At 53.9% G+C, this 21,791-nt stretch carries 26 protein-coding genes, 1 tRNA gene and 1 other RNA gene; 9 read left to right on the forward strand and 19 right to left on the reverse strand.

Translation table 11 applies throughout. From position 1 onward, the window contains the following. The first annotated feature begins 5 nt into the window (after positions 1-5). Positions 6-79, forward strand: a tRNA-Met gene (locus Q0362_RS06575). A gap of 65 nt (positions 80-144) precedes the next feature. Further along, positions 145-1,044, forward strand: coding sequence for an inositol monophosphatase family protein (locus Q0362_RS09710; protein ID WP_366099785.1), 900 nt, complete (start codon positions 145-147; stop codon positions 1,042-1,044). Here the strand turns inward: Q0362_RS09710 and Q0362_RS06580 are convergent. Both Q0362_RS06580 and Q0362_RS06585 read right to left on the reverse strand, forming a co-directional pair. Beyond that, entirely contained in the window at positions 1,033-1,941 is a 909-nt protein-coding gene (locus Q0362_RS06580) for an oxygenase MpaB family protein (protein WP_298121544.1), read from the reverse strand. The two genes, Q0362_RS09710 and Q0362_RS06580, sit on opposite strands and share 12 nt — an antisense overlap. Beyond that, entirely contained in the window at positions 1,938-2,534 is a 597-nt protein-coding gene (locus Q0362_RS06585) for a flavin reductase family protein (RefSeq protein ID WP_298121547.1), read from the reverse strand. Before Q0362_RS06585 ends, Q0362_RS06580 begins: the two co-directional genes overlap by 4 nt. 46 nt (positions 2,535-2,580) lie before the next feature. On the opposite strand from Q0362_RS06585, the gene Q0362_RS06590 reads away from it, so the two are divergent. Then, the gene (locus Q0362_RS06590) at positions 2,581-3,063 is read left to right on the forward strand and encodes a glutathione peroxidase (RefSeq protein ID WP_298121549.1); all 483 of its coding nucleotides are present in this window, start codon (positions 2,581-2,583) and stop codon (positions 3,061-3,063) included. Between the two features lie 57 nt (positions 3,064-3,120). Here the strand turns inward: Q0362_RS06590 and Q0362_RS06595 are convergent, their stop codons facing one another. Next, positions 3,121-3,906, reverse strand: a complete 786-nt coding sequence (locus Q0362_RS06595) for a hypothetical protein (RefSeq protein WP_298121552.1) — start codon at positions 3,904-3,906, stop codon at positions 3,121-3,123. A gap of 196 nt (positions 3,907-4,102) precedes the next feature. Here Q0362_RS06595 and Q0362_RS06600 point away from each other — a divergent pair, with 196 nt between their 5' ends. Continuing rightward, positions 4,103-4,738, forward strand: coding sequence for a YitT family protein (locus Q0362_RS06600; protein ID WP_298121555.1), 636 nt, complete (start codon positions 4,103-4,105; stop codon positions 4,736-4,738). A 78-nt stretch (positions 4,739-4,816) separates the two neighbouring features. On the opposite strand, the gene ssrA is transcribed toward Q0362_RS06600, so the two are convergent. From ssrA to ftsE, 4 genes are all read right to left on the reverse strand, one after another. After that, positions 4,817-5,186, reverse strand: a transfer-messenger RNA (tmRNA) gene (ssrA, locus tag Q0362_RS06605). A gap of 132 nt (positions 5,187-5,318) precedes the next feature. Further along, positions 5,319-5,795, reverse strand: coding sequence for an SsrA-binding protein SmpB (gene smpB, locus Q0362_RS06610; RefSeq protein WP_280794943.1), 477 nt, complete (start codon positions 5,793-5,795; stop codon positions 5,319-5,321). Between the two features lie 59 nt (positions 5,796-5,854). Further along, positions 5,855-6,769, reverse strand: a complete 915-nt coding sequence (ftsX, locus tag Q0362_RS06615) for a permease-like cell division protein FtsX (RefSeq protein ID WP_298121561.1) — start codon at positions 6,767-6,769, stop codon at positions 5,855-5,857. Next, complete coding sequence (ftsE, locus tag Q0362_RS06620) at positions 6,766-7,923, reverse strand: cell division ATP-binding protein FtsE (RefSeq protein WP_298121564.1); 1,158 nt, start codon at positions 7,921-7,923, stop codon at positions 6,766-6,768. The genes ftsX and ftsE overlap by 4 nt, the downstream gene beginning before the upstream one ends. A gap of 78 nt (positions 7,924-8,001) precedes the next feature. Between ftsE and Q0362_RS06625 the strand changes: the two genes are divergently transcribed. The 3 genes from Q0362_RS06625 to Q0362_RS06635 are packed head-to-tail and all read left to right on the forward strand — an operon-like array spanning position 8,002 to position 9,810. Next, positions 8,002-8,205, forward strand: a complete 204-nt coding sequence (locus Q0362_RS06625) for a hypothetical protein (protein WP_298121568.1) — start codon at positions 8,002-8,004, stop codon at positions 8,203-8,205. A 3-nt stretch (positions 8,206-8,208) separates the two neighbouring features. Beyond that, entirely contained in the window at positions 8,209-8,934 is a 726-nt protein-coding gene (locus Q0362_RS06630) for a VIT1/CCC1 transporter family protein (protein ID WP_298121571.1), read from the forward strand. A 48-nt stretch (positions 8,935-8,982) separates the two neighbouring features. Continuing rightward, entirely contained in the window at positions 8,983-9,810 is an 828-nt protein-coding gene (locus Q0362_RS06635) for a carotenoid biosynthesis protein (RefSeq protein WP_298121573.1), read from the forward strand. 33 nt (positions 9,811-9,843) lie between these two features. Here Q0362_RS06635 and Q0362_RS06640 read toward each other — a convergent pair whose 3' ends face one another. The 5 genes from Q0362_RS06640 to Q0362_RS06660 are packed head-to-tail and all read right to left on the reverse strand — an operon-like array spanning position 9,844 to position 15,466. After that, positions 9,844-11,478 (reverse strand): amidohydrolase, encoded by a 1,635-nt coding sequence (locus tag Q0362_RS06640; RefSeq protein ID WP_298121576.1) that lies wholly within the window; start codon positions 11,476-11,478, stop codon positions 9,844-9,846. A gap of 7 nt (positions 11,479-11,485) precedes the next feature. Beyond that, positions 11,486-12,589, reverse strand: a complete 1,104-nt coding sequence (locus Q0362_RS06645; RefSeq protein WP_298121579.1) for an extracellular solute-binding protein — start codon at positions 12,587-12,589, stop codon at positions 11,486-11,488. 2 nt (positions 12,590-12,591) lie between these two features. Further along, positions 12,592-13,395: an ABC transporter permease gene (locus Q0362_RS06650; protein WP_298121582.1), complete on the reverse strand. Its 804-nt coding sequence runs from the start codon at positions 13,393-13,395 to the stop codon at positions 12,592-12,594. Beyond that, a complete protein-coding gene (locus Q0362_RS06655; protein ID WP_298121585.1) occupies positions 13,392-14,324 on the reverse strand; it encodes an ABC transporter permease in 933 nt (310 codons plus the stop codon). Before Q0362_RS06655 ends, Q0362_RS06650 begins: the two co-directional genes overlap by 4 nt. Continuing rightward, positions 14,324-15,466 carry an ABC transporter ATP-binding protein gene (locus Q0362_RS06660; protein WP_298121588.1) on the reverse strand — a complete coding sequence of 381 codons (1,143 nt, stop codon included), beginning with the start codon at positions 15,464-15,466 and terminating at the stop codon, positions 14,324-14,326. The genes Q0362_RS06655 and Q0362_RS06660 overlap by 1 nt, the downstream gene beginning before the upstream one ends. A 181-nt stretch (positions 15,467-15,647) precedes the next feature. On the opposite strand from Q0362_RS06660, the gene Q0362_RS06665 reads away from it, so the two are divergent. Both Q0362_RS06665 and Q0362_RS06670 read left to right on the forward strand, forming a co-directional pair. Further along, positions 15,648-16,328: a TetR family transcriptional regulator gene (locus tag Q0362_RS06665; RefSeq protein WP_298121591.1), complete on the forward strand. Its 681-nt coding sequence runs from the start codon at positions 15,648-15,650 to the stop codon at positions 16,326-16,328. 26 nt (positions 16,329-16,354) lie between these two features. Then, the gene (locus Q0362_RS06670) at positions 16,355-17,215 is read left to right on the forward strand and encodes an A/G-specific adenine glycosylase (protein WP_298121594.1); all 861 of its coding nucleotides are present in this window, start codon (positions 16,355-16,357) and stop codon (positions 17,213-17,215) included. Between the two features lie 26 nt (positions 17,216-17,241). Here Q0362_RS06670 and Q0362_RS06675 read toward each other — a convergent pair whose 3' ends face one another. The 7 genes from Q0362_RS06675 to Q0362_RS06705 are packed head-to-tail and all read right to left on the reverse strand — an operon-like array spanning position 17,242 to position 21,770. Further along, complete coding sequence (locus tag Q0362_RS06675; protein WP_298121597.1) at positions 17,242-17,685, reverse strand: pilus assembly protein TadG-related protein; 444 nt, start codon at positions 17,683-17,685, stop codon at positions 17,242-17,244. After that, positions 17,685-18,128 carry a hypothetical protein gene (locus Q0362_RS06680; protein ID WP_298121599.1) on the reverse strand — a complete coding sequence of 148 codons (444 nt, stop codon included), beginning with the start codon at positions 18,126-18,128 and terminating at the stop codon, positions 17,685-17,687. The genes Q0362_RS06675 and Q0362_RS06680 overlap by 1 nt, the downstream gene beginning before the upstream one ends. Continuing rightward, positions 18,103-18,516, reverse strand: coding sequence for a TadE/TadG family type IV pilus assembly protein (locus tag Q0362_RS06685; protein ID WP_298121602.1), 414 nt, complete (start codon positions 18,514-18,516; stop codon positions 18,103-18,105). The genes Q0362_RS06680 and Q0362_RS06685 overlap by 26 nt, the downstream gene beginning before the upstream one ends. An 8-nt stretch (positions 18,517-18,524) precedes the next feature. Next, positions 18,525-18,713 carry a hypothetical protein gene (locus tag Q0362_RS06690; RefSeq protein ID WP_280794962.1) on the reverse strand — a complete coding sequence of 63 codons (189 nt, stop codon included), beginning with the start codon at positions 18,711-18,713 and terminating at the stop codon, positions 18,525-18,527. A 26-nt stretch (positions 18,714-18,739) separates the two neighbouring features. Further along, positions 18,740-19,678, reverse strand: coding sequence for a type II secretion system F family protein (locus Q0362_RS06695; RefSeq protein ID WP_298121608.1), 939 nt, complete (start codon positions 19,676-19,678; stop codon positions 18,740-18,742). After that, entirely contained in the window at positions 19,675-20,559 is an 885-nt protein-coding gene (locus Q0362_RS06700) for a type II secretion system F family protein (protein WP_298121611.1), read from the reverse strand. Before Q0362_RS06700 ends, Q0362_RS06695 begins: the two co-directional genes overlap by 4 nt. Beyond that, the gene (locus tag Q0362_RS06705) at positions 20,556-21,770 is read right to left on the reverse strand and encodes a CpaF family protein (protein ID WP_298121613.1); all 1,215 of its coding nucleotides are present in this window, start codon (positions 21,768-21,770) and stop codon (positions 20,556-20,558) included. The genes Q0362_RS06700 and Q0362_RS06705 overlap by 4 nt, the downstream gene beginning before the upstream one ends. Positions 21,771-21,791 lie beyond the last annotated feature (21 nt).

Genomic DNA, 21,791 nt, shown 5'->3' on the forward strand with positions numbered 1-21,791 from the left:
ACCGACGCGGGGTGGAGCAGCTCGGTAGCTCGCTGGGCTCATAACCCAGAGGTCGCAGGTTCAAATCCTGTCCCCGCAACAAAAAGAGAAAGCCCTTCCGTTTGGAAGGGCTTTCTTGTTTCTATTCGCGAGTATCGTGGAAACGTGACCAGAAACCACTACACCCTCAACGAAGACCTCCAATTAGCTCTTCAGCTTGCTGATGCAGCGGATGAGATTTCCCGCGCCAGATTCCTCGCGATGGACCTTGAGGTGAGCACCAAGCCTGACAAGACTCCTGTCACTGATGCCGATCGTGCTGTTGAGCAGGCCATCATTGACATCCTCAGCCGCGAGCGCGGAGAAGACTTCATGCTGGGCGAAGAGTTTGGTGAACAAGCAGGCTCTGTTTCTGAACACCCCACTGGAACTTCCGATCACCCTCACCGTCAATGGATTATTGATCCCATTGATGGCACCTCTAACTTCCTTCGTGGCGTTCCCGTCTGGGCGACGCTGATTGCTCTTGCCATCGATGGCGTTCCCGTTATCGGTGTGGTGAGTGCTCCTGCCTTAGGTAAGCGCTGGTGGGGCTCTAAAGGCAATGGTGCGTGGGTTGATGAGTCTCACGATCCTCTAGCGAATGTTCCCATCCCCGAAGAACTCTCTGAATACCTCGAGCAGCCCATGGTTGCTGTTGCTGCACCACGCAAGCTGGAAGTCTCTGGAGTGAAAGACCTTGCAGATGCCAGCATCAGCTACAACTCACTCCAGCAGTGGGACCAGGCTGGCTACCTCGACGAGCTTGTCGGCTTGAGTCGTAAGGTTTGGCGCACCCGCGCCTATGGTGACATGTGGTCCTACATGATGGTCGCTGAAGGCATCCTTGATGTGGCAGGCGAATTCGACCTCAAGCCCTATGACATGGCTGCTCTGATGCCCATTGTGACCGAGGCTGGTGGAAGCTTCACCTCTATTGAAGGTCACGCTGATATCTGGCACGGCAGCGCATTGGCCACTAACGGCCAGCTTCACGCAGCCGTCTTAGCTGAACTAGCTCGCTAACTTTCCCTCAGCCTTCAGGCGCGCGATTCGCACTCGTGCCGCATCCTCAGAAGTGGATGAAGGCCCAAGGAGTGTTCTGAGCATCTTCAGGATGACGCCAGTCATCCAGAATGCAGGCCACCAGGGCTTCTTGAGCCCCAGAATCTGGCGGTATTCCTCAGGAATACTCGCCACTGCTCCCCCGAACATGATGCGATAAAACGGCATCATGCTGCGCCGTAATGGTGGCTTCTTGAGGAACTCAATTGTTTCCTCCACGCGTTCGTCGTGTTTGAGCACACCATCAACATTGAACTGATGCAGGGCAGCAATGAGCTCTGCTTCACTACGTGGTGGTTTTGCAACACCGACGAGCTCGCCTGCCTTGGACCATTCGTTGACGTATTGGTCAGCTCCCCCAGGAATAGGTTCTCCCCATGCCTGTTGGCAGCCCAGGAAAGCGTCTGTGAAGACAACATGAACCCAGTAGAGCAACTCTGGGTCTCCGGCCGTGTATGTCCGCTCTATTCCCTGGGCATCGACGTAAGTACCTTTGACACGGTCATGGAATTTTGCCACGCGAGAAGACTCGTGTTCGGCTAGTTTGGTGTCTCCGAAAGTAACCGTGATGAGCCACTGAATGGTTCCAGCGAGACGACCCAAAGGGTCTTCTTTGTAGCGTGACCAGTCGTGAACGCCGGCCATAGCTCCAGGATGCAGGGTTTGCATCAGGAGGGCACGAATACCAGCAACCATCGTGGGCATGCCGCCGTGGACTGTCCAGGAAGCAGATCCTGGACCAAAGAAGCCCACGTCATCGCCGGCTTCAATGTTCTTCACCCAATAGGGAGTGCCGGCCGTGTCCCCCGAGAAAGTTTCGAGCAGGTGTGAGCGAATGCTGTCGCTGAAGCGACTCATGCGTCGAGCTTGGAGTTGCTGTCTAGTTTGTGCCAGGTGCGGTTGTGATACACCAGCGGATGAGCTGCACTGGCGTCCAGTTCTGTGCTTCCCTCCGCAGGCGACTTAGCTTCCAGCGCTTCAATCAGGAAAACAGTTGAACTACCAGCCTTGAGTTTGTTCACGGTGCGACCACGAATCCAGGCGTGAGCTTCGGAATAGACGGTTTCTCCGGTGGGGAGTTTCTCCCAGGCAATGTCGTCGGGGAAACGGTTTGCGCCACTGGTGGCAGCAAGCTTCGCCAGATGAAGTTGATCAGCACCGAGGAGGTGGATTACCACCGTGTCCGACTCTGCGATGGTGGGCGTGGCAGAGGACTGGGCAGACGCAGAAAACACCAGCAATGGTGGCTCAGCACTGACAGAGAACACACTCGTCACCGTCATGGCGACAGGGCCCTTGCCTGCATCCGCTGTGACAATGGCTACCCCAGCAGGGTGATTGCGGAATGCAAGCTTGAACTCATCAGCAGAGAGCACCTCAACATCGTGAGGTGGGTCGATGATGCCATCGTGAATGATGGGCAAGTTCTCTGACGGCGCATTGTTTGTCATGGTTTCTCCATTGTTTCACCTTGTGCTGCACGTTAGCCTCAGAACTATGAGCCTCAACGAGATCGCCTTGACCACTTTGACCGGAGAACCCACCACTTTCGGCGCTTATTCCGACAAAGTGGTGCTGGTTGTGAACGTGGCCAGTAGGTGCGGTCTTTCTCCGCAATACCAGCAGCTCGAAGAACTCCAGAAGAAGTATGGCTCTCGTGGCTTCACTGTGGTGGGCGTGCCTTCCAACCAGTTCCTGCAAGAACTCAAGAACAGCGACGATATTGCCGAGTATTGCTCCACAACCTGGGGGGTCACTTTCCCCATGATGGCGAAGGCCAGTGTCAACGGCCGCAAGCGTCACCCGCTCTATGTTGAGCTGGTCAAAGCAAAAGACAGCTCAGGTAAGGCAGGGCCGGTGATGTGGAACTTCGAGAAGTTCCTAGTTCTTCCCAGTGGAGAAATCAAACGCTTCCGCCCCACCACAAAGCCAGATGATCCAGAGATCATCGCGGCCATCGAGGCAGCGCTGCCCAACTAGAACTTAAACAAGAAAGCCCCTGGGTATCCAGGGGCTTTCTGTATTGCTTGAGGAGAATTACATCTTCTCTGCTTCTGGGTCCTTGACGCCTTCTTCGACGATGCCCTGTGCGAGGAGAGCCAAGCGGCGCTCTTCGAGGCGACGCTCGAACTCGGTCTGACCTGCTGCGATGAATTCATCGGTCAGTGGGTAGTTGGTGGCGCGGGGCTTGCCGTTGTACTTCTCGATGTAAGCGTCGAGCTCGGGGCCAGACTCCCATGAGGTGATGAGGCAGTAACGTGGCTCGTCACCCTGGTGCCATACGGCGTGCCAGAAGCGCTGAGTGTCCACAATGAGCTGTGCACCTGCAGGAAGAGGAATGCGAATCTCGGTGGAGGGGTCCAGGCGGTCTTCGCGCAGGATCATCATCGAGTCTGGGTTGTCAGAGAGGTTGAAGAAACCACGCACAATCCAACCGGTGCCGTCTGGGTTCAGACGGTTGTTGTCGTCCTGGTGCATGTTGTAGAGAGCGTCAGAGTACTTGTTGGGCTGAAGCTCGATAACGCGGCAACGACCAATGTTTGCACCTGGTTCTTCGGCACGCTTGGTCAGAATGGGGGCGAGGTCAACGTTCTTCTTGACCCAAACACCGTCCTTGTCCGTGCGAGGAGGGGTGTGGTTCCAGAAACCGTTGCACTCCATCTCGCCGAAGGCAGAAGCCAAAGGAGCGAAACGAGTAACGCCGGAAGACTTCCAGTCGACATACTCGATGTCGAGCCATTCCTTGGGGTCTGCAGCCTGGTCGTAGCTGTCAAGAACGACATAGCCAGTTTCTTCAAATGCCTTGAGGCGGTTGTAGCCCATGAGGTGGGTCCCTTTCAACAACGAGCGCACACGTTTTAATACGCTCAACTGAGGGAAACGCTACCACTGGAGGTGGTGCGTAACCGGGATACTCACGGCGTTCTTTTCCAATTCATTCTGGGCGAGAACACGTGTCCACTCCGGCATACATATTCATCTCAGAACCCATCATGTGTTGCTCTTCCAGAAGTTATAAATGAATGTGCACAACACAACTCGTGATGTCTCCCGCAGCACAACTGCCCAGAGTCATTCACTTCTTGACGACATTGTCGGAATTTCAGCTTCCTCTCTGCTGGCGGCCATAGGAATCTTCCTGATGGACAGCGGACATGTGGTGACTGGCGGTATTGCCGGCCTGGCTCTGCTGATTAGCTATGCCACCCCCTTTTCTTTCAGCGTGGTGTGGATTGTTGCCAGCCTTCCCTTCTTGCCTTTGGCGGTGTGGAAAAAGGGGTGGAACTTCACTCTGCGCAGCTTCGTTGCCATCGTTCTAGTTTCCCTTTTTGCACAGCTCACCACCGCGAATCTTGGTCACCTCAGCATTGATCCCCTTTTTGGCGCCGTTGCCGGCAACGTCGTGGCCAGCATTGGGGTTCTCGGGCTGTTTCGCCATCGCTCTTCTTTAGGTGGCTTCAATGTGGTGGCACTGATTGCTCAAGAGCAATATCACTGGCGAGCAGGTTATGTTCAGCTGGTTATTGACCTCGCGATAGTGGCAGGGGCTTTCTTCATCGCCTCCCCCGTCATCGTGCTTTACTCTGCAGTGGGTGCCTTTGTGTTCAATTTCATCCTCGCTTTGAACCACCGAGAAGGCCGCTACAACGGCTAAAACAAAGACTCCCACTCGATCAAGGATCGGGCGGGAGCCTCAGAACTCGTGGCGCATGATGTGATCAACTCACTGAAGTGGTGGAGATGGGGGGAATTGAACCCCCGTCCACTGCTGAAATTGTGAGTCTTCTACGGGTGTAGCTGATTAGAGGCGTTCTACTTGGCTCCGACCTTTGTTACCAGCATCTAAGTCGACAAGCCCAGTCTGAGTTAAAGTCCCGCAGTGCCCTCAGGCATAACACTGCAGCAAGTCCCCTTAATGACGCCAGAACACGGAGCGGGGACGCCTCCGGTCTGACGGACTTCAGGCTCGCTTAAGCAGCGAGGGCGAAGTCGGCGCGGTTAGATTTTGCACCTATTTTTTGCAGAGGTCGTTAACGAGATATCCCTGCATCCTCGACCCGCTTCTCTCCCGCTTGCAGGCAATGTCGAATCCGATCATCCCCATGAGAGTGCGTTGTCACATCATGCGCTGTTGAGTTGTCTAAACGAGATTGCTCTCGCTCTAGCGCGTATTTCAGCGCAGTTGAAGTGTACAACGCCCAGCTGACAAGAGTTATTCCTGAAAGCCAGGAATGTTATTCACCCATGTTTTTGCGGGCCGAGATAGCGCGGTCTGATTCACGCTTATCTTGGCGCTCACGAAGCGTCTGACGCTTGTCGTATTCCTTCTTACCCTTGGCGAGTGCGAGCTCAACCTTGGCGCGGCCATCTTTGAAGTACAGGGAAAGCGGTACGAGTGTGTAGCCACCCTCCTTCACCTTGTTGTGAAGTTTGAGAATCTCTTGCTTGTGCATGAGGAGCTTGCGCTTACGACGAGGAGCGTGGTTATTCCAGGTGCCCTGGGTGTATTCAGGGATGTGCACAGCATCCAGCCAGGCTTCGCCGCCTTCTATGAAGGCGTAGCCGTCGGTTAGCGACGCACGTCCTTGACGCAGGGACTTGACCTCTGTCCCCCACAGCACAACACCGCACTCATAGGTGTCGATGATGTTGTAGTCATGACGAGCTTTACGGTTGGTGGCAACAACCTTCTGACCTTGTTCTTTAGGCATTGCACACCTCCTTCAGCTTGTTGTGCGCAAAGCCTTAGTTTACGCGCCTGAAAGAGCTACTAAATCTTGAGGTAGCGAGTGATGGCGAAGTTTGCCGAGATAGCTGCCAGCAAGGATCCGACAACCACCAAGATGGGAACCACAATCAAAGCCTCTGAGATTCCCACGAAGGATGTCAGTGGAATGTTGACCGCGAGGTAGCCCTGCACGAAGAAGTGCACGATACCGATGATTGCTCCACCAGCCAGGACAGATCCCACTAGGGCAGCAAACACACCTTCAAGGATGAAGGGTGTCTGAATAAAGCGGTTAGAGGCACCAACCAGGCGCATGATGCCCAGTTCGCGACGACGTGAGAACGCCGACAAACGAATCGTGGTGGCAATCAGCAAGACAGCAGCAATCAACATCAGGCCAGCAACACCAATAGCGGTGTAGCTGGCGGAGTTGAGGATAGAGAAAATCTGGTCCAGGTAGCTGCGCTGGTCAGTAACTGACTCAACACCCTTCTGGGCAGAGAGCGCCTCAACCAAAACAGCTGACTGCGATGGGTCCTTGAGGTTCACCCAATAGGTTTCGTTGAGCTGATCCGCTGTGACGTACTCAGCCACAGGGTTTCCCTTGAACTGCTCTTGGAAGTTCTTGAAAGCAGCTTCGTGATCTTCAAAGTAGAACTTGTCAATGAAAGGAGCGAGGGTTGCGCCAGAAAGCGCCTCATTCACGGCTTCAACTTCAGACGCTGATGCAGCACCGTCGAGGCAGTTCTCCCCTGAAGACACATCAGTACACATGTAGACAGCAACTTGTGCTTTGTCATACCAATAGTTCTTCATCTGGCCGATCTGCATCTGAAGCAGAATCGCGGTACCCACAAAGGTGAGCGAGATGAAGGTCACCAAGATGACCGAGACAACCATGGAGAAATTACGACGCAGACCGTTCGCAACCTCTGACCAGATCAGAGAGAACCTCATCGAACAGGCCCCACATTCTGGTCATCGTTACCGGTGTTCTTTGCCCGCTGCTGAGCCTGAATACGCAGTCGTTCAGTCAAGGGCAACGAACTCAAGTCAACTTGAGGCTTCGTCAAAGGCTCGCCCTCAGCTGAAGCAGGAGGCGCATCCTGGAACGCCGGCTTATCGAGACGCTGAACCGGACGAGAGTCATTCATGCCAAAGAGTTCACTCAAGTCTCCGAGGTCATCGATTTCACCGGTGTCATAGGCACTAGGAATCTCTGGGACGGCGTCCATCGTGATTTCATCAACTTGTTCAAACACAGGAGTGGGAACCACGATGTCGGTGGTTTCAATGATCTGGGGCTGCTCAGAAGCAGTCACGATGCCCTGCGGGCGCGTGGTGGCTGCCATCGCTGCAGCAGCTGCTGCGGTGTGGTCACCAGTTGAGTTGATGGTGGCATCAGCACCGACGATGGGCAGAGCTGCCGTGTTGCCGTAACCAGATTCACGTTCGTCACGAACGATTTGACCTGCAACGAGCTCAATCACGCGCTTTTGCATGCGGTCAACGAAGTCTGCAGCGTGGGTGGCCATCACAATGGTGGTTCCACCAGCGTTGATTCGCTCAAGCAACGCCATGATTCCTGCGCTGGTGGCAGGGTCGAGGTTACCGGTGGGCTCATCAGCAAGAAGAAGAGCAGGTTTGTTCACGATGGCACGAGCAATAGCCACGCGCTGCTGCTCACCACCGGAAAGTTCGTGGGGGTAGCGCTGAGCCTTGCCGGCCAGACCCACCATCTTGAGCACGTCAGGAACTGCTTCCTGAATAAATCCACGAGACTTACCAATCACCTGCAAGGTGAAAGCAACGTTGTCAAAGACCGTCTTGTTGGGAAGCAGACGGAAGTCTTGGAAAACAACACCCAAGTTACGGCGGAAGTAGGGAATCTTGCGGTTCGAGATAGAACCCAAGTCCTGTCCGAGTACGTGAATGGAACCCGAGTTCGGCTTATCTTCCTTGATCATCAAACGCAGGCAGGAAGACTTACCGGAACCGGAAGCTCCCACGAGGAAGACGAACTCTCCGCGCAGAATCTCAAAATCAACGCCGTTGAGGGCGGGACGCGAGGAACCTGCGTACTTTTTAGTGACCGTACTAAAGCGAATCATGACTCATCGAGCCTATGCGGGGAGGTTCCTAAAAAGCTGAAAGGCGCGGGCGTGCCGACGAACCGATAACCTTGAAACATGCGCAAGTTCATATTCAACGCCAGTGTTCTCGGAGCCATCTTCGGTGGCTTCTCTGCATTGCGTGCAACGGCGCGTGGCCCCCGTGACTGGAGATTGATTCTGGTCTGGCTGGGCTGGGGAATTTCAGTCGCTCTTGCTGTTGCTGATGTTGTCGCAGAAAGCAAAGAAGAAGAGCTCGAAAACGAGCAGTACGACTTCTAGCTCATGATCTCAACCACCCTCAAGGGCGCTGATCCGCACGAGTATGACCACTCCCACCCTGATCTTGCCGGTGGCTGGCTTCGCGCTTCTGTCTTTGGTGCAATGGATGGTCTTGTCTCCAACATCGCTCTGATTGCCGGTATTGGTGCAGCGGGTGCAAATGCGCAGACTGTTGTTCTGACCGGCGCTGCAGGTCTCGTTGCTGGTGCGTTTTCAATGGCTCTGGGCGAATATGCCTCGGTCAAGACCTCAAACGAACAAGTGGATTCAGAACTTGAGATTGAGCGTCAGGCACATGCGCGCAACCCTGAGGGCGAAGAGAACGAACTCGTTCTCAACTTCATCGAAATGGGCATGGCTGAGAAGACTGCACGTTTTGCAGCAGCTGAAGTTCATCAAAACAAAGAACAAGCAGCCCGCATCCACATTGCGCAAGAACTAGGCGTGGACCCTGACTCGAAGCCCTCTCCCTGGATTGCTGCTTCTTCCTCCTTCGCCATGTTTGCGAGCGGAGCATTCATTCCTCTCATTCCTTACGCCCTCGGCTTTGAGTCGTTGGAGCTTGGCCTGGGAGTGGGTGCCGTGGGCCTGTTGGTTGCCGGCGGCATCGCTGCTCGCTTCACACGCAAGTCATGGTGGAAGAGCGCCCTTCGCCAGCTCTTCTTTGGCGCAATTGCGGTCACCGCGACATACCTTGTGGGATCTTTGTTAGGCGTAGGCGCCGCATAGTTTCCGCCGTAGAGTGAGACAACTTCACTTCACCCTCTGGGAGTACTCATGTCGACCTCAACTGCACCCAAGACCTCAATTGGCCTGTGGATCTTGCTGGTTATTTCCTTTGGAGCAGCTTTTGTTCCTGCTGGAACCCCGGGAAGTATCACCCTGCTGATTGGACTGGTGCCCGTCACCTTCTCGATGTGGCACTTCATTCGCTGGGCAGGGGCACGTACTGCGTGGCTCTCCTTCCTCTCCGTTGTTGTCATCAGCTTTACTGGTGAGGCTCTGGGTGTTGCTACAGGCTTGGTGTTCGGAAACTATTACTACCCCGATGGCCCTTTGGGGCCGTTGCTCTTGGGCGTTCCCCCGCTGATTCAGCTGCAATACTTCGCCATGACCTACGCGTCGTTGATGGTTGCACGTTCCATTGGAGGTGCTTTGACAACTGCTGCCCGAGGTTGGTGGCTGGTTGCCGTATCGGCGATGGCAGCGTTCGGAATGACACTTCTTGACCTGGCAAGTGACCCCTGGCATGCAACGGTGTTGCAACAGTGGATTTGGCGCGATGGTGGCCCCTACTTCGGTATCCCTCTGCACAACTTCTTCGGCTGGTTCTTCGAAACCCTGGCTTTCCTTCTTGTCGTTCAAGCCCTGTTGAACACCAAAAAGGCCCTCGCAAAGATCTCTGAGATCAAGCCTCGAGGCTTCTGGCTACAAGGGGTTTTGCTCTATGGCACCTTCCCCTTCACCATCGCACTGACTCCCCTGGTTCAAGGAGCCGCATTCACTCAGCCAGAAGTCGACATTGCTGTCGCCATGGTGTGTGTCGCCTTGTTCGCCGTCGTTCCGCTGTGGCTTGCAGGGTTGATGGCGCTCAAGAAAAAGTAGGAACGCCTACTTACTCCAGAGTCGTGAAGTGATTTATCGCGTAAACACCTTGACGCCACTGAGATAGGTCTCGCTCGCTACTGCCTTGCGCGCAACCATCGGTTCAACAGATGTCACATCTCGGTCCAAAACCACCAGATCTGCAGCCATGCCCACCGCAATGGTTCCACGGAACTTCTCTGTATAGCTTTGGTATGCCGTTCCTGCAGTAGCGATCAATAACCCGTCATCCACAGTGATGCGTTGTTCTGGAACCCATCCCTCAGCTGGTGAGCCATCATCAGTTTGCCTAGTTGCAGCAACCAACATGGTTTCCACAAAGTTATTAGGCGAGACAGGCCAGTCGCTTCCGAAAGAAAGTCTGGCGCCGCTTCGCCACAACGAACCCACGGGGTATTGCAAGTTTGTTCGTTCTGGACCCAGTCGGGGTGCCGTCAGCTTGGTCATCAAATCGTCTTCTTGAGCCCAGTGGGCCTGGAAGTTCGCAATAACTCCAAGTTCTGCAAAGCGTGGAAGATCATCAGGGTGAACCACTTGAACGTGAGTAATCGTGCTGCGGCGATCCCATGTCTCATTCACTTCAGTGGCGTTCTCGATCGAGTCAAGAGCGTGACGAACAGCCCGGTCACCAATGGCATGCAAGTGAGTCTGGAAACCCAGCGCATCAAAGTGTGCAACGGCAAGCAAGAGTTCCTCACGTGACCAGTTAGGCATGCCATGTTCATGAGTGTCTAGATATGGCGCGATCATTTCTGCAGTGGCACTTTCCACCACGCCATCAACGAAGAACTTCACAGTTCGGGCCGTGAGGAGGTGCTCATTGCCAGCAGCGTGAACTTCAGCGCGCATCCGAATGAAATCGTCGGCTTGTTGTCGCCAGTGGTCTGGGTCTGCCCGGAAAGCCAGGTTTGTGCGGACAGTAAGTTGATTGCGCTCTAAAGCTGTGATGAATGGGCGGTGACCGTTGAGATCAACCCAGGCATCCTGCATCCAGGTGATGCCATTGCTGTTTGCCACTTCACAGGACTTGACCACAGCGGTAACGAGGGCTTCAGGGTCTGTCGGTGGAGCAACATCGAGCATCAAGTCGCAGGCGTGCCACTCACGCAAAGTTCCGAGCGGACTGCCATCAGGACGCCGTTCAATGCGACCAAGTCGAGGTTCAGGTGTGTCTGTAGTGACGTGGGCGCGCTTGAGGGCCTCAGAATTACACCACAGTGTGTGATAGTCAGCAGCGCGAAGAATGACGGGGCGGTCCGAAACGACTGCGTCCAGCCATGCCGCATCAAAGTTTCCACCCTCGGCGAGGGTTGGGTCATAGCTTCCGCCACGGATCCATTCAGCATCAGGGTTTGCTTCAGCAAAAACCCGGACAGCTTCAACAATGGCGTCAATGCTCTTCTTGCCGGTAATCGCTGGGCCTTGGTATTCCAAACCAGCAAAAACAGGATGGCAATGTCCATCTGAAAATGCAGGCATGAGAAAACGACCAGCAAGGTCGACAGTGTGCGATGCCTGATCGAGAAGAGCTAATGCTTCTTCTCCGAGCGCACTGATTGTTCCGCCGGTGATAGCCAGGGCGGATGTGGTCTTGTGTGGCTCCAGCCAGACGACACCACCGTGAAAAACGGTGGTGTCGTCTGCTGACGCATCATGAAAGATGGTCATCTACTGATTAGCCTTTGAAGGTTTCCCAGATCTTGGAGTAGTTAGACAGTTCCTCGTTGTTACAAGGCTTGACTGGCTTAGCTCCGGTGTATCCGGCAGGCATGGTGATGGCAGAGCTAGAGGAAAGTGCAGGATCCATCAGCTCGTTTGTGCCAGCAACACCTGAGGCATAGCCCTGAGCGTTCACGGCGATTGCCATGTTCTCAGGGTTCATCATCCAGTTGATGAAGGTCTTTGCCTGGTCAACGTTCACAGCGCCCGAGGGAACTACGAAGTTGTCCTGCCACAGTGCCATACCCTCGGTTGGGTAAACATACTGAACGCTGGGACGGTCCTGCATAGCGCGGTATGCCGCACCGTTCCACATCATTGCCATGACTTCTTCACCAGCGGCTACGCGCTCGATGATTCCGTCGCTGCTGATGGTGCCCACGCGTGGCTTGAACGAGGTGAGCAGGTCTTGTGCTGCCTGGAGCTGCTTGCCATCGGTAGTACAGAACTCTCCACCGGTAACGCGCAGAGCCGAGTTCACGCCCTCAACCATGTCGTTCATGATGCCAACAGCACCAGCTGATGCTGGAGGGTTGAAGTAGTCAGCCCACGAAGTAGGCCATTCAGCTTCAGGGATCACTGCGGAGTCGAATACGAATCCAGTGGTTCCATAAAGGTAAGGAGCCGAGTACTTGCGACCTTCATCGAAGTACACATCAACGAAGCTTGGTTCGATGTTGCCGCCGTTGGGGAATGTCGTGGTGTCAATTTCCATCAACAGACCATCGTTTTTGAGGATTTGAACCATGTAGTCACTGGGGACCACAACGTCATATCCAGCACCGTTAGAGGCACGAAGCTTTGCTTCGAGGCTCTCGTTGGTGTCGTAGTAGTCGATGTTGAGCGTGATGCCCGTGTCTTCTTTGAACTTGGAAATGAGTTCTTCAGGGTAGTAATCGCTCCAGGTGTAGAAGTTGAGTTCACCACTGGTGGCCTCAACATAACCGGTCGATTTTTCTTCGGTGCCAGAGTCGGTAGCGCAGCCCGAGAGCACAAGCGCAACCACGGCACCGAACACTGCTGTAGTGCCCCAGCGTGATTTCTTAGTGGATTTAAACATGGTTATTTCTTACTCCTTCTTTGTGACAACAAATAGGTAATGGTGGTAACAACGAACGCAAGTAGCAGAAGCAACGTTGCAACTACATTCACGGACGGGCTTGCACCCTTTCGGATCAGGCTGAACAGATACACCGGGAGGGGTGTAGAGCCAGCGGCGGACAGGAAATTGGAAATGATGAAGTCGTCGAGTGAAATCACGAACGCGAGTAGTGCTCCAGAGATGATTCCTGGTGTGAGCAACGGCAGAGTGACGCGTCTAATGGTGTTGAAGGAACTTGCCCCTAGATCAGTCGCGGCTTCGAAATAGGTCACACCTACTCCTTGAAGCCGCGCCCGAATGGGCATCAAAGCAAATGGAATACAGAAGGCGATGTGAGCCAGAATCAAGGCCAGCATCCCGGGTGGCAGATTGATCAGGCGAATAAATCCCAAGGTGGCAACTGCGATAACAATCTCTGGAATAACAAGTGGTGCGGTGAGGATCGACACAGCAAGCGCACTCCCCCGTGCTCTCAGTCGATCAACAGAGAGGGCGAAAAGCAGCGCCATGATGGTCGAGGCCAGAGTGGCGATAACCGCGATCTGCAGTGAAACCATGACCGACTTGATGAGGTTGGCATTGTTAAACACCTCGCCAAACCAGCGGAAACTAAAGCCTTTCCACAACAGTGCGTTCTCACCATTGTTAAAGGCAAAAACAGTGGTGACCAAGATTGGCAAATACAAGAAGAACAGCGCGAAGATCGCGATAGATCGCACTCCAGGGAATTCTCGAAGTCTGAGTGCGCGGATACGAGTACTCATAGCGCAAGCTCAACTTTGCGTCCAGAACGTCGTGAGTACACGGCGATGATGATCAGAGCAAGCATGAGCATCACCAAGATGATGACCGACAGCGCTGCCCCAAAAGGCCAGTTCCTAGATTGTCCAAACTGATCGGCGATCAGGTTACCGATGAGCAGGAACTTGCCACCACCAAGCAACACGGGTTGGACATAAGAACCAAAAGCAGGCATGAATACGAGCAGAATGCCCGAAATAATCCCCGGGACAGCAATGGGAAGGAGCACCCGTCGAATGACGCCCATCTTGCGGGCTCCCAAATCATAAGCGGCCTCGGCTAGACGGAAATCAAACCCCGCCAGCGAAGAGTAAATGGGAAGAACCATGAATGGCAAGAAGGTATAGATCAAACCGATTTGCGAGGCAAACGGGGTGTACAGCAATTCGTGTGTTCCAAGTCCCAGAGACTTTGAAATGGTGTTCACGATGCCGTTGTCGTTGAGGATCAGCATCCATGCATATGTCCGCACCAACAAGCTTGTCCAAAACGGAATAGTGACCAACAACACCAGCAGGTTCTGGACCTTCTCAGGCCTGGTTGCCATCCAGATAGCTAAAGGAAATGCCAGGACAAAACAGACAATTGTCGTGATGCTGGCTTGCTGCAGTGAGTCCAGGAAGATCTTGAGATAGCGGGGGTCGAACGTGACGTTTCCCACAAAATCTGCTTGGAACAGAAAAGTGATGTAGGGCTCAAGCGTAAATGTGTAATCCACTCCACCACCGCTGAAAGGGCGGGACATGAAGGAGAAGATGAAAATAATGACCAAAGGGCCCACCGTAAAAAGCAGTCCAATGATGAGCGCCGGAATACTTCCCCAGAAGCCAATCTGACCTGGTTTCTTGGGGTTTGCTCCCCTCATCCGAGGCGCTTTCTGGACGGTGCTCATTAGTTTCCTTCTGGAGCCATGGGGCGAATGCTCGATGTCTCGACAGTCAAGGAAACTGTGCCACCGACCTGCTGAAGGTCTACGCCAAATGGTGGCGGAACTCGAACGGCAACGTCTGTACCGTCCTGCAAACGGACTGTGCAGCGGAGATCTGTTCCCATATACACGATGTTGGTAATGGTGCCGGTGGCTAACTTGGGGCCCGCAACATTGAGTGAAATGCGTTCTGGACGGATTGCAACGGTGACTTCCCCGTTTACTGCATCAACTGTGTGCGGAAGTTCAACGACATCTCCACCCGCTAATTGAATGGTTTGTTTTCCACTCTTTTCTGTAACGGGCGCTGTAATGAAGTTTGATTCACCAATGAAATCTGCCACAAAGCGGTTTACTGGCTGCTCATAGATTTCTTCGGGAGTTCCGATCTGCACCGGCTTTCCGGAGTTGAAGACGGCAATACGGTCACCCATACTCAACGCTTCTTCTTGGTCGTGGGTGACGAAAACAAAGGTAATACCTGTGGTTTCCTGAAGACGTTTGAGTTCGGCTTGCATACCGCGGCGAAGCTTGAGGTCTAGTGCGGCAAGAGGTTCATCGAGAAGGAGCACAAGTGGTTTCTTGGCAAGAGCACGAGCAAGTGCAACGCGCTGTTGCTGTCCACCTGAGAGTTGAGCAGGTTTGCGACTCGCAAGATCTGTGAGACGGACGAGCGCCAGCATCTCATCGACGATTGCTGCAACTTCAGCCTTAGGCTTGCGTTCCATTTCAAGGCCAAAAGCGATGTTTTGTGCCACGGTCAGGTGAGGGAACAGGGCATATGACTGAAAAACAGTGTTGACAGGCCTGAGGTGGGGAGCAAGGTTATCGATGCGTTGAGTGCCGAGAGTAATCGATCCAGCATCAAGAGTTTCAAGTCCAGCAATAGAGCGAAGCAGTGTGGTCTTGCCACAACCTGATGGACCAAGCATGACAAAAAATTCACCCTGATTGATGGTGAATGAAACATCATCGACAGCGTTGAGTTGCACCTTCTCAGGAGTGACGAAGGTTTTGAGCGCTCCGGAAATAACGAGGTCTGCTCCAGCTGGCGATTGATTCGCTCTAGCTGTAGCTCCCGCTAGTTTTTCGGTGGTGCTGTTCATACGAACTTTCACTTTCCACTATCTTCATGCGCTTGTTTGCGGTAGTAATGTTCATAAACTAATGGCATTAGATTTAATGCGCAACAGGCGCAACACACTTGTTACAAATCTGGAATGTGTCCACAACTTCAAACCAAAGTGAAGATTCACCTCCCGCTCCACCAGCAACAGGAGACCAGTCATGAGCGAAGAGAAAACAGGCGGAGAATCCACTCCAGTGCGCCATAAAAGGGGTCGGCCTTCTCAGGCGAAGCTCACGGAAGAAACAATCGCCGAGGCAGCCCTGGAGCTCATTGATGAGAAGGGCTGGTCTGCCCTCACAATGAACGCCTTGGCCTCGAAACTCCACGTTCGAGCACCTTCTCTGTATCACTACATCGACGGTCAGAATGATCTGATCCACCTCATTCGGCGTCAAGTAGTGCGCAAGATTGAAACCGCCCAACTCGCCAACATGAACTGGGAAGACGCAATTCTCTCCTTCGGAATGTCCTACTACCGCGCCTTTCTCCAGCACACCAACACCATTGGCATCTTGAGTGTTACCCCTATCCGAGACCCTGACACCTTTCAGATGTACGAAGCTTTTCTTTCCGTCTTGGACCGCGAAGGATGGAACGCTGAACGCTCCATCGAAATTTTGGTGGGTTTGGAGTACCTCGCTTTGGGAAGTGCTTACGAGCAATCCGCATCAGAAATCATGCTTGATGCTGAATTAGCAGAAGCAAACGGGGCGCCTGTTCTTGCGAAATTTGTTCGAGCAAGGATCAATAAAGAAAAGGTTGTTGAAGACACTTTCACCCAGCTGCTTGCAGATTTTGTTGCGATGTTTCGAATCGAGCGTGAGCGAGAACGCAGCTAGAGAGCAAACCCTCTACGCTGGAGCGCGTGCAGCAGGAGATTATTGACTGGTTCGAGGCCGAGGGTAGAGATCTACCGTGGCGCCAGCCTTACTTCACCCCATGGGGTTCACTTGTCTCAGAATTCATGCTGCAACAAACACCAGTTGCACGCGTCATTCCCAAACTCGAAGAGTTCTTGACTCGCTGGCCTACTCCTGCCGCGCTGGCGGCATCACCGTCAGGTGATGCTGTGCGAGCGTGGGCAAACCTGGGTTATCCCCGCAGGGCACTGTGGCTCCATGCCTGTGCTGTGACGATCGTGGAGAAGTTCAACGGAGAGGTTCCCAGCAACGTCGAAGATCTACTCTCTTTACCTGGAGTTGGTCCCTACACTGCACGTGCCATTGCCGTCTTCGCCTATGGCGGGCATGAACCTGTTGTGGACACCAACATTCGTCGCGTCATTGCCCGCCACAACCAGGGCAATGCGGACCAAGGCCCTCCGTCAACAAAACGCGACCTCGAAGCGATGGAGGCGCTGCTTCCCACTCCCGATCTCTCCCCCGCTTTCAATGCCGGAATCATGGAGCTGGGTGCATTGGTGTGCACTGCACGCAATCCCAAGTGTGATGTGTGCCCCATCGCACGAACATGTCTTTGGAAAAACTCTGGGTATCCCGAACACGTGGGACCGAAGAAGATTGTTCAGAAGAAATACGAGGGCAGCGACCGGCAGGCACGCGGCGCTGTGATGAAAGCCCTCAGAAATGCACACACCACCGTAACAACCTCCGAACTTGAAACCACATGGAGTGATCAAGCTCAGCTAGGTCGAGCTATTGCAGGGCTTCTCAAAGATGGCCTCATAGAACTAGTTGAAGACGATTGCTATCAGCTTCCTGCATAATTTCTGGAGCTGGACCCTTAACTTTTTCAACCCAGAACTGTCCGCGCTGTCGAGGTCACGTCCAGCACCATGCCTTCGGGCATGAAGATGGAAACCACCGGCGGATGCCAAGTTTTCTGCAAGCTCACCGTGGCACTGCGTCCGTCATTTGTCACTGCCGACACAACTGAAATACCGGCACTTTCTGTTGTGGGGATGAGCTGTAAATAATGATCGGTTTCTTTTCGAACCTCAGTGTTCGTCAGTGTGATGCTGGCGCGGCCGTTGATCACCTGTACGTCATCCAGATTGAATGCTTCAGCTGCGGCGAGCGCAGCTCCGTCAGCCACAGTAAACAGGCGTTTGCGCTCGATATAGAGGCTTGTGACTGCAACTGTTCCTAGAACGACCGCTAGTCCAATCAGTCCCGCAAAGATAATCAAAATCAGGCTGGAGCCTTCCTCTTCTTCGTGGAATCTCTTTACCCACATCAGCGCGCTCCGTGGAATCGCGAAACAACCTGGCTGGCTTGGGATGAGACGGGAACAACAGCAGCTTGATCAAGGTTCAATACAGCTGGGACTAAAGGCATCACAACTTTGACCCCCACCCCAATACTTACCAATGACTCAGGCTCAAGGCAGCTAGCAGAGCAGGTAATGGTGACGTCTGCTTGTTTCGAGTTCAGGCCATAATCGGCGAGCGCAAAGTCAATTGCTTGTTGAGCACGCTTGACGGCGGTGCTCTGATCAGGCGATTCGACATAGACGCGTGCTGCCTGCCTAGCCGCACCCTCAGTTGCCAACGTGGCGCCTTGCACAGCACCGACGGCAACAACCAAATACACCAGCGGAATCAGCAGCAACATTCCTGCCGTGATGAACTCAAGCGACGCCGAGCCATCGTCTTTAGTGAAGAACTTCAGTAGCCGCATGACCACTCACCTCCATTGAGGTGGCGGGACCCCAGAGCCCAATCATGGGAAGTGGTGCCTTCACCGTAATCACAGTTGCGGGAGCACCCATCCATTGCTGGCTTGAAACAGCGATGTCTTGTGCATATTGATCTCCCACCGCAGTTGTGATGAGTTCTTTGGTGCGCTGGACACCTTCAGCAGGGGTGGAGTCGATCAGCGCACCCCACCTCGCTCCTTCTGAGGCTGCATCTTGAATGGTGTTGCGAACATGCAGTGCGAGGCCCAGTTGCAGCACGCCCAGGGTCAGGAAGGTGAGCAAAATGCCCACAAAGACAAACTCGACCACAGCCGAGCCGCTCTCGTCATTGCGCACTCTCTCGAGCACGCGACCTAACCCTGTCTTCATGATGTGTTCTAGAAGCTCACAACACGAGAGATGGCCTGATCAAAGACGGTGCCCAGTGCAGGTGCAGCAATTGCCCAGATGGCAACAACGAGACCAGCGGTCATCAGGGTAATCAGGACCCAGCCCGGAACATCTCCACGCTCATCGCTGAACTTGGACTGAATAGCTGAGCTGATTCGAGTAATCATGCTTTTCATTTCTGTATTTCTCCTTGAGTTGTGGGCTAGAAGCCCGATTGAATGACGAGTAAACCGGGGAAGACGGCAAAGACGATGGTGACGGGCAAGATCAGGAAAACCAGTGGCACCAGCATGGCCACTTCTTTTTGTCCTGCGCTTTCGAGCAATCTGCGCTTGGAATCTTCACGGGCATCTAAAGCATGTGCTTGAAGAACAGCTGACACTGGAGTTCCGCGGTTGAGCGCTCCCAGAATCTGTTCAATGCCACGGGAAAGAGAAGAAATCTTGAGCTTGCGCTCTAGTGACTGCAGGGCAGTAGCCATGGGGATACCCATCTGAACATCCAGCACAACCACACGGAACTCATCGGTGATGTCGCCATGGCCAATGGTGGCCATGCGGCGCAGAGCGTCGGGCAGACCTTCGCCTGCCGAGAGGCTCAAGGACAAGAATTCCCACACCGCAGGCAATTGAGCCTCGATGCGCTTCACGCGAGTCTTTGCTGCATATCCCAAGAAATACCTCACGCTGAGATAGCCCACGAGTGCGCCCATGACGGGCACGAGCACATAAGCGAGCGCACTGGGCTGGGTCATCACAGCAACAGCGCCGTCAACGAGAAGTCCCGCTGCGGCTCCCCACAATCCCCAGGTAATTTGGCGAGCACGGAACTCTGAAAGCGAGAGTTCGGATCCAGCTCTGGCTAGATCGAGCTCCACGGCATCGGCCGGACCTGCGAATCGTTCCGTGACAGTCAGCAAGCTGTTCTTCAGTCCACGAATACCAAAGTCGAACTGTGGGAGTGGAGCAGAACTCTTCTCTGTCACATCGGCATATGCCTGGGGTGAGATATCGGCGACCATATGGGCAACACGTTTCTGCAAAGAAGCGCTGCGAAAGCTCGGCAGTGTGGTGAGGATAATCCACACGCCCAAACCGAAGAGAGCACCAAGTCCTATCCCCCATCCAGCAAGTGAACTCATGCCAACCACCGCTTCTCATCTGGCAGGTATCCCACGGCAGACATGATTCGGTATGCCAGCAAGCTCACTCCAAGCCCAATCAAAATGAGAACAACGCCCGCAGCCGAGTTGTAGGCCTGGGCAGCTTCTGGCCGGGTGGATAACAGCACCAAGACAATCCAGGGAGCCATCACGCCAATACGAGCAGCCAAACGAATCCAGCCCTGTCGAGCTTCAACTTCCTGACGCAGTGCCGATTCAGCACGGAGATGCGAACCAAGTGATCCAAGAACGGTCGTGATTTCAGTTCCACCGAGCTCTCGGCCCAAACGAAGGGTCTCCACGATGCGATCACCATTGGGGTTGGCCCATCTTGCTTTGAGATCCAGTGCGGCCAGTTCAAAGTTGCCAGAAACCTTGTAATCCTGTGCAAACAAGGCAGCTGGTGTGCTCACAGCTTTCGAAGAGAACCCCGCGAGAGAAACAACAGCATCTGGAATATTTGCACCAGAGCGAATGGCAGAAATCAACGCATCCACCACATCAGGCCACTGATTACGCAAAGCCTTGCGTGCAGAAGCACGCCTGCTTGCGGCAAACATCACTGGAAGCGTTGCTGCAGTGCCCGCTAGAACCACGCTCAACACAGCAACACCCGTAATCGCCCAAGCCAGCGTGCCACCAATGACTGCCAAAACAAGGCACAAAGCCAACAACACTGATGGCTTCATGCCTAGTTGCAAGGCGGTTTCGTTTAGTCCACGCGAGAACTTCGAGGGTGTCGTTACCCGTTCCACGCGCTCTTTCTTGGGCCACAGCTTGCTGGAAACGATCAGAAAGATGCCCAATCCGGCGCTGGCACCCAGAAAGATTCCCAGGATCTCGATAGATGACAGTCTCATGCCGCATCCAAGACAATACGAGGGTTCAAGTTTGTGAGCTCAAATTTGTCGAGGCGTTCGGGAGCAAGGCCTGTAGCAACCAGGACGTCATCAACGAGGTGGAAGATGACTGTGGTTTCAATCTCTCCACCCACAACACGTCCTGTGGGGGCGATGATTTCGCTGACACGGCGGCGACCAAATCGATCGAGCTCGCAGTGCACGACAACATCAATACAGCTCGCCACAGTGGGAACCACGAAGCTGGAGTCAATGTTTCGGCCCGCCAATAACGGCAGCGTACAGAGCTTGGTCAAAGCATCCTGAGCACTATTGGCGTGCAGTGAACAGGCACCGGGAAGGCCACTGTTCAACGCGATGAGTAAATCCAGACTCTCTGCCTCACGCACCTCTCCCACTACCAAACGGTCTGGACGCATCCGCAAAGCCTCTTTGATGAGGCGGCGGAGAGTAATCTCGCCGGTTCCTTCTAAGCTCGCCTGGCGGCACTGCATCGCAACACAGTCACGAGCATCGAAGTTCAGCTCAAAGGTTTCTTCCACGGTGATGATGCGGTCGTTTTCCCGGGAAGAACGAAGCAGGGCATTGAGCATCGTTGTTTTCCCTGCTTGCGTTGCACCACAAACAAGAATGTTCTGCCTGGCAAGGACACTCATGCGAAGGAACTCTGCTGCTTGACGTGTAAGAGAACCGCTCTCTACTAGATGAGCCAGGTCACGCACGTTCTTGGAGAACTTTCGAATGTTCACAGCCCAGTGCTTGGAGGTGATGTCGGGAATGGTCACGTGGAGGCGTGATCCATCAGGCAGTGATGCGTCCACAAACGGTGAGGACATATCAACGCGACGCCCAGAAGCCTGAAGCATGCGCTCAACCAGGTCGCGCACCTGCGTATCCGTGAATGAGAGCTCGGTCAGCTCAGCGACACCATTGCGGGCAACAAAGACCTCTGTTGGGCTGTTGATCCAAATTTCTTCAATGGAGGAATCTTCCAAGAGGGGTTGGAGTGCTCCGAAACCATTGAGTTCAGCCATGGCGAGAGAACGTAGTTCCTCATCGTTGAGAGGGGCACCTGAATTGTGGGATCCATCCCGAAGAATCTCTTCACGAAGTAACTTCTCGAGGTCAGGATTCAGACTCGTCGAGGCGGCAGCGCTGTCATGTGCTTTGGCTCGAACAGCACCAACAATGCGGGAGATGGAATCGGACATGAAGAAATCATGCCCGTTCCA

Origin of the sequence: uncultured Aurantimicrobium sp., assembly GCF_936931525.1 — a bacterium.
Classification (GTDB): domain Bacteria; phylum Actinomycetota; class Actinomycetes; order Actinomycetales; family Microbacteriaceae; genus Aurantimicrobium.

Bases quoted from the DNA above. Each gene is read 5' to 3' on its own strand.
- Q0362_RS06580 (WP_298121544.1), bottom strand. From the start codon at position 1,941: ATGAGTCGCTTCAGCGACAGCATTCGCTCACACCTGCTCGAAACTTTC.
- Q0362_RS06585 (WP_298121547.1), bottom strand. From the start codon at position 2,534: ATGACAAACAATGCGCCGTCAGAGAACTTGCCCATCATTCACGATGGC.
- Q0362_RS06590 (WP_298121549.1), top strand. From the start codon at position 2,581: ATGAGCCTCAACGAGATCGCCTTGACCACTTTGACCGGAGAACCCACC.
- Q0362_RS06595 (WP_298121552.1), bottom strand. From the start codon at position 3,906: ATGGGCTACAACCGCCTCAAGGCATTTGAAGAAACTGGCTATGTCGTT.
- Q0362_RS06600 (WP_298121555.1), top strand. From the start codon at position 4,103: ATGAATGTGCACAACACAACTCGTGATGTCTCCCGCAGCACAACTGCC.
- smpB (WP_280794943.1), bottom strand. From the start codon at position 5,795: ATGCCTAAAGAACAAGGTCAGAAGGTTGTTGCCACCAACCGTAAAGCT.
- ftsX (WP_298121561.1), bottom strand. From the start codon at position 6,769: ATGAGGTTCTCTCTGATCTGGTCAGAGGTTGCGAACGGTCTGCGTCGT.
- ftsE (WP_298121564.1), bottom strand. From the start codon at position 7,923: ATGATTCGCTTTAGTACGGTCACTAAAAAGTACGCAGGTTCCTCGCGT.
- Q0362_RS06625 (WP_298121568.1), top strand. From the start codon at position 8,002: ATGCGCAAGTTCATATTCAACGCCAGTGTTCTCGGAGCCATCTTCGGT.
- Q0362_RS06630 (WP_298121571.1), top strand. From the start codon at position 8,209: ATGATCTCAACCACCCTCAAGGGCGCTGATCCGCACGAGTATGACCAC.
- Q0362_RS06635 (WP_298121573.1), top strand. From the start codon at position 8,983: ATGTCGACCTCAACTGCACCCAAGACCTCAATTGGCCTGTGGATCTTG.
- Q0362_RS06640 (WP_298121576.1), bottom strand. From the start codon at position 11,478: ATGACCATCTTTCATGATGCGTCAGCAGACGACACCACCGTTTTTCAC.
- Q0362_RS06645 (WP_298121579.1), bottom strand. From the start codon at position 12,589: ATGTTTAAATCCACTAAGAAATCACGCTGGGGCACTACAGCAGTGTTC.
- Q0362_RS06650 (WP_298121582.1), bottom strand. From the start codon at position 13,395: ATGAGTACTCGTATCCGCGCACTCAGACTTCGAGAATTCCCTGGAGTG.
- Q0362_RS06655 (WP_298121585.1), bottom strand. From the start codon at position 14,324: ATGAGCACCGTCCAGAAAGCGCCTCGGATGAGGGGAGCAAACCCCAAG.
- Q0362_RS06660 (WP_298121588.1), bottom strand. From the start codon at position 15,466: ATGAACAGCACCACCGAAAAACTAGCGGGAGCTACAGCTAGAGCGAAT.
- Q0362_RS06665 (WP_298121591.1), top strand. From the start codon at position 15,648: ATGAGCGAAGAGAAAACAGGCGGAGAATCCACTCCAGTGCGCCATAAA.
- Q0362_RS06675 (WP_298121597.1), bottom strand. From the start codon at position 17,685: ATGTGGGTAAAGAGATTCCACGAAGAAGAGGAAGGCTCCAGCCTGATT.
- Q0362_RS06680 (WP_298121599.1), bottom strand. From the start codon at position 18,128: ATGCGGCTACTGAAGTTCTTCACTAAAGACGATGGCTCGGCGTCGCTT.
- Q0362_RS06685 (WP_298121602.1), bottom strand. From the start codon at position 18,516: ATGAAGACAGGGTTAGGTCGCGTGCTCGAGAGAGTGCGCAATGACGAG.
- Q0362_RS06690 (WP_280794962.1), bottom strand. From the start codon at position 18,713: ATGAAAAGCATGATTACTCGAATCAGCTCAGCTATTCAGTCCAAGTTC.
- Q0362_RS06695 (WP_298121608.1), bottom strand. From the start codon at position 19,678: ATGAGTTCACTTGCTGGATGGGGGATAGGACTTGGTGCTCTCTTCGGT.
- Q0362_RS06700 (WP_298121611.1), bottom strand. From the start codon at position 20,559: ATGAGACTGTCATCTATCGAGATCCTGGGAATCTTTCTGGGTGCCAGC.
- Q0362_RS06705 (WP_298121613.1), bottom strand. From the start codon at position 21,770: ATGTCCGATTCCATCTCCCGCATTGTTGGTGCTGTTCGAGCCAAAGCA.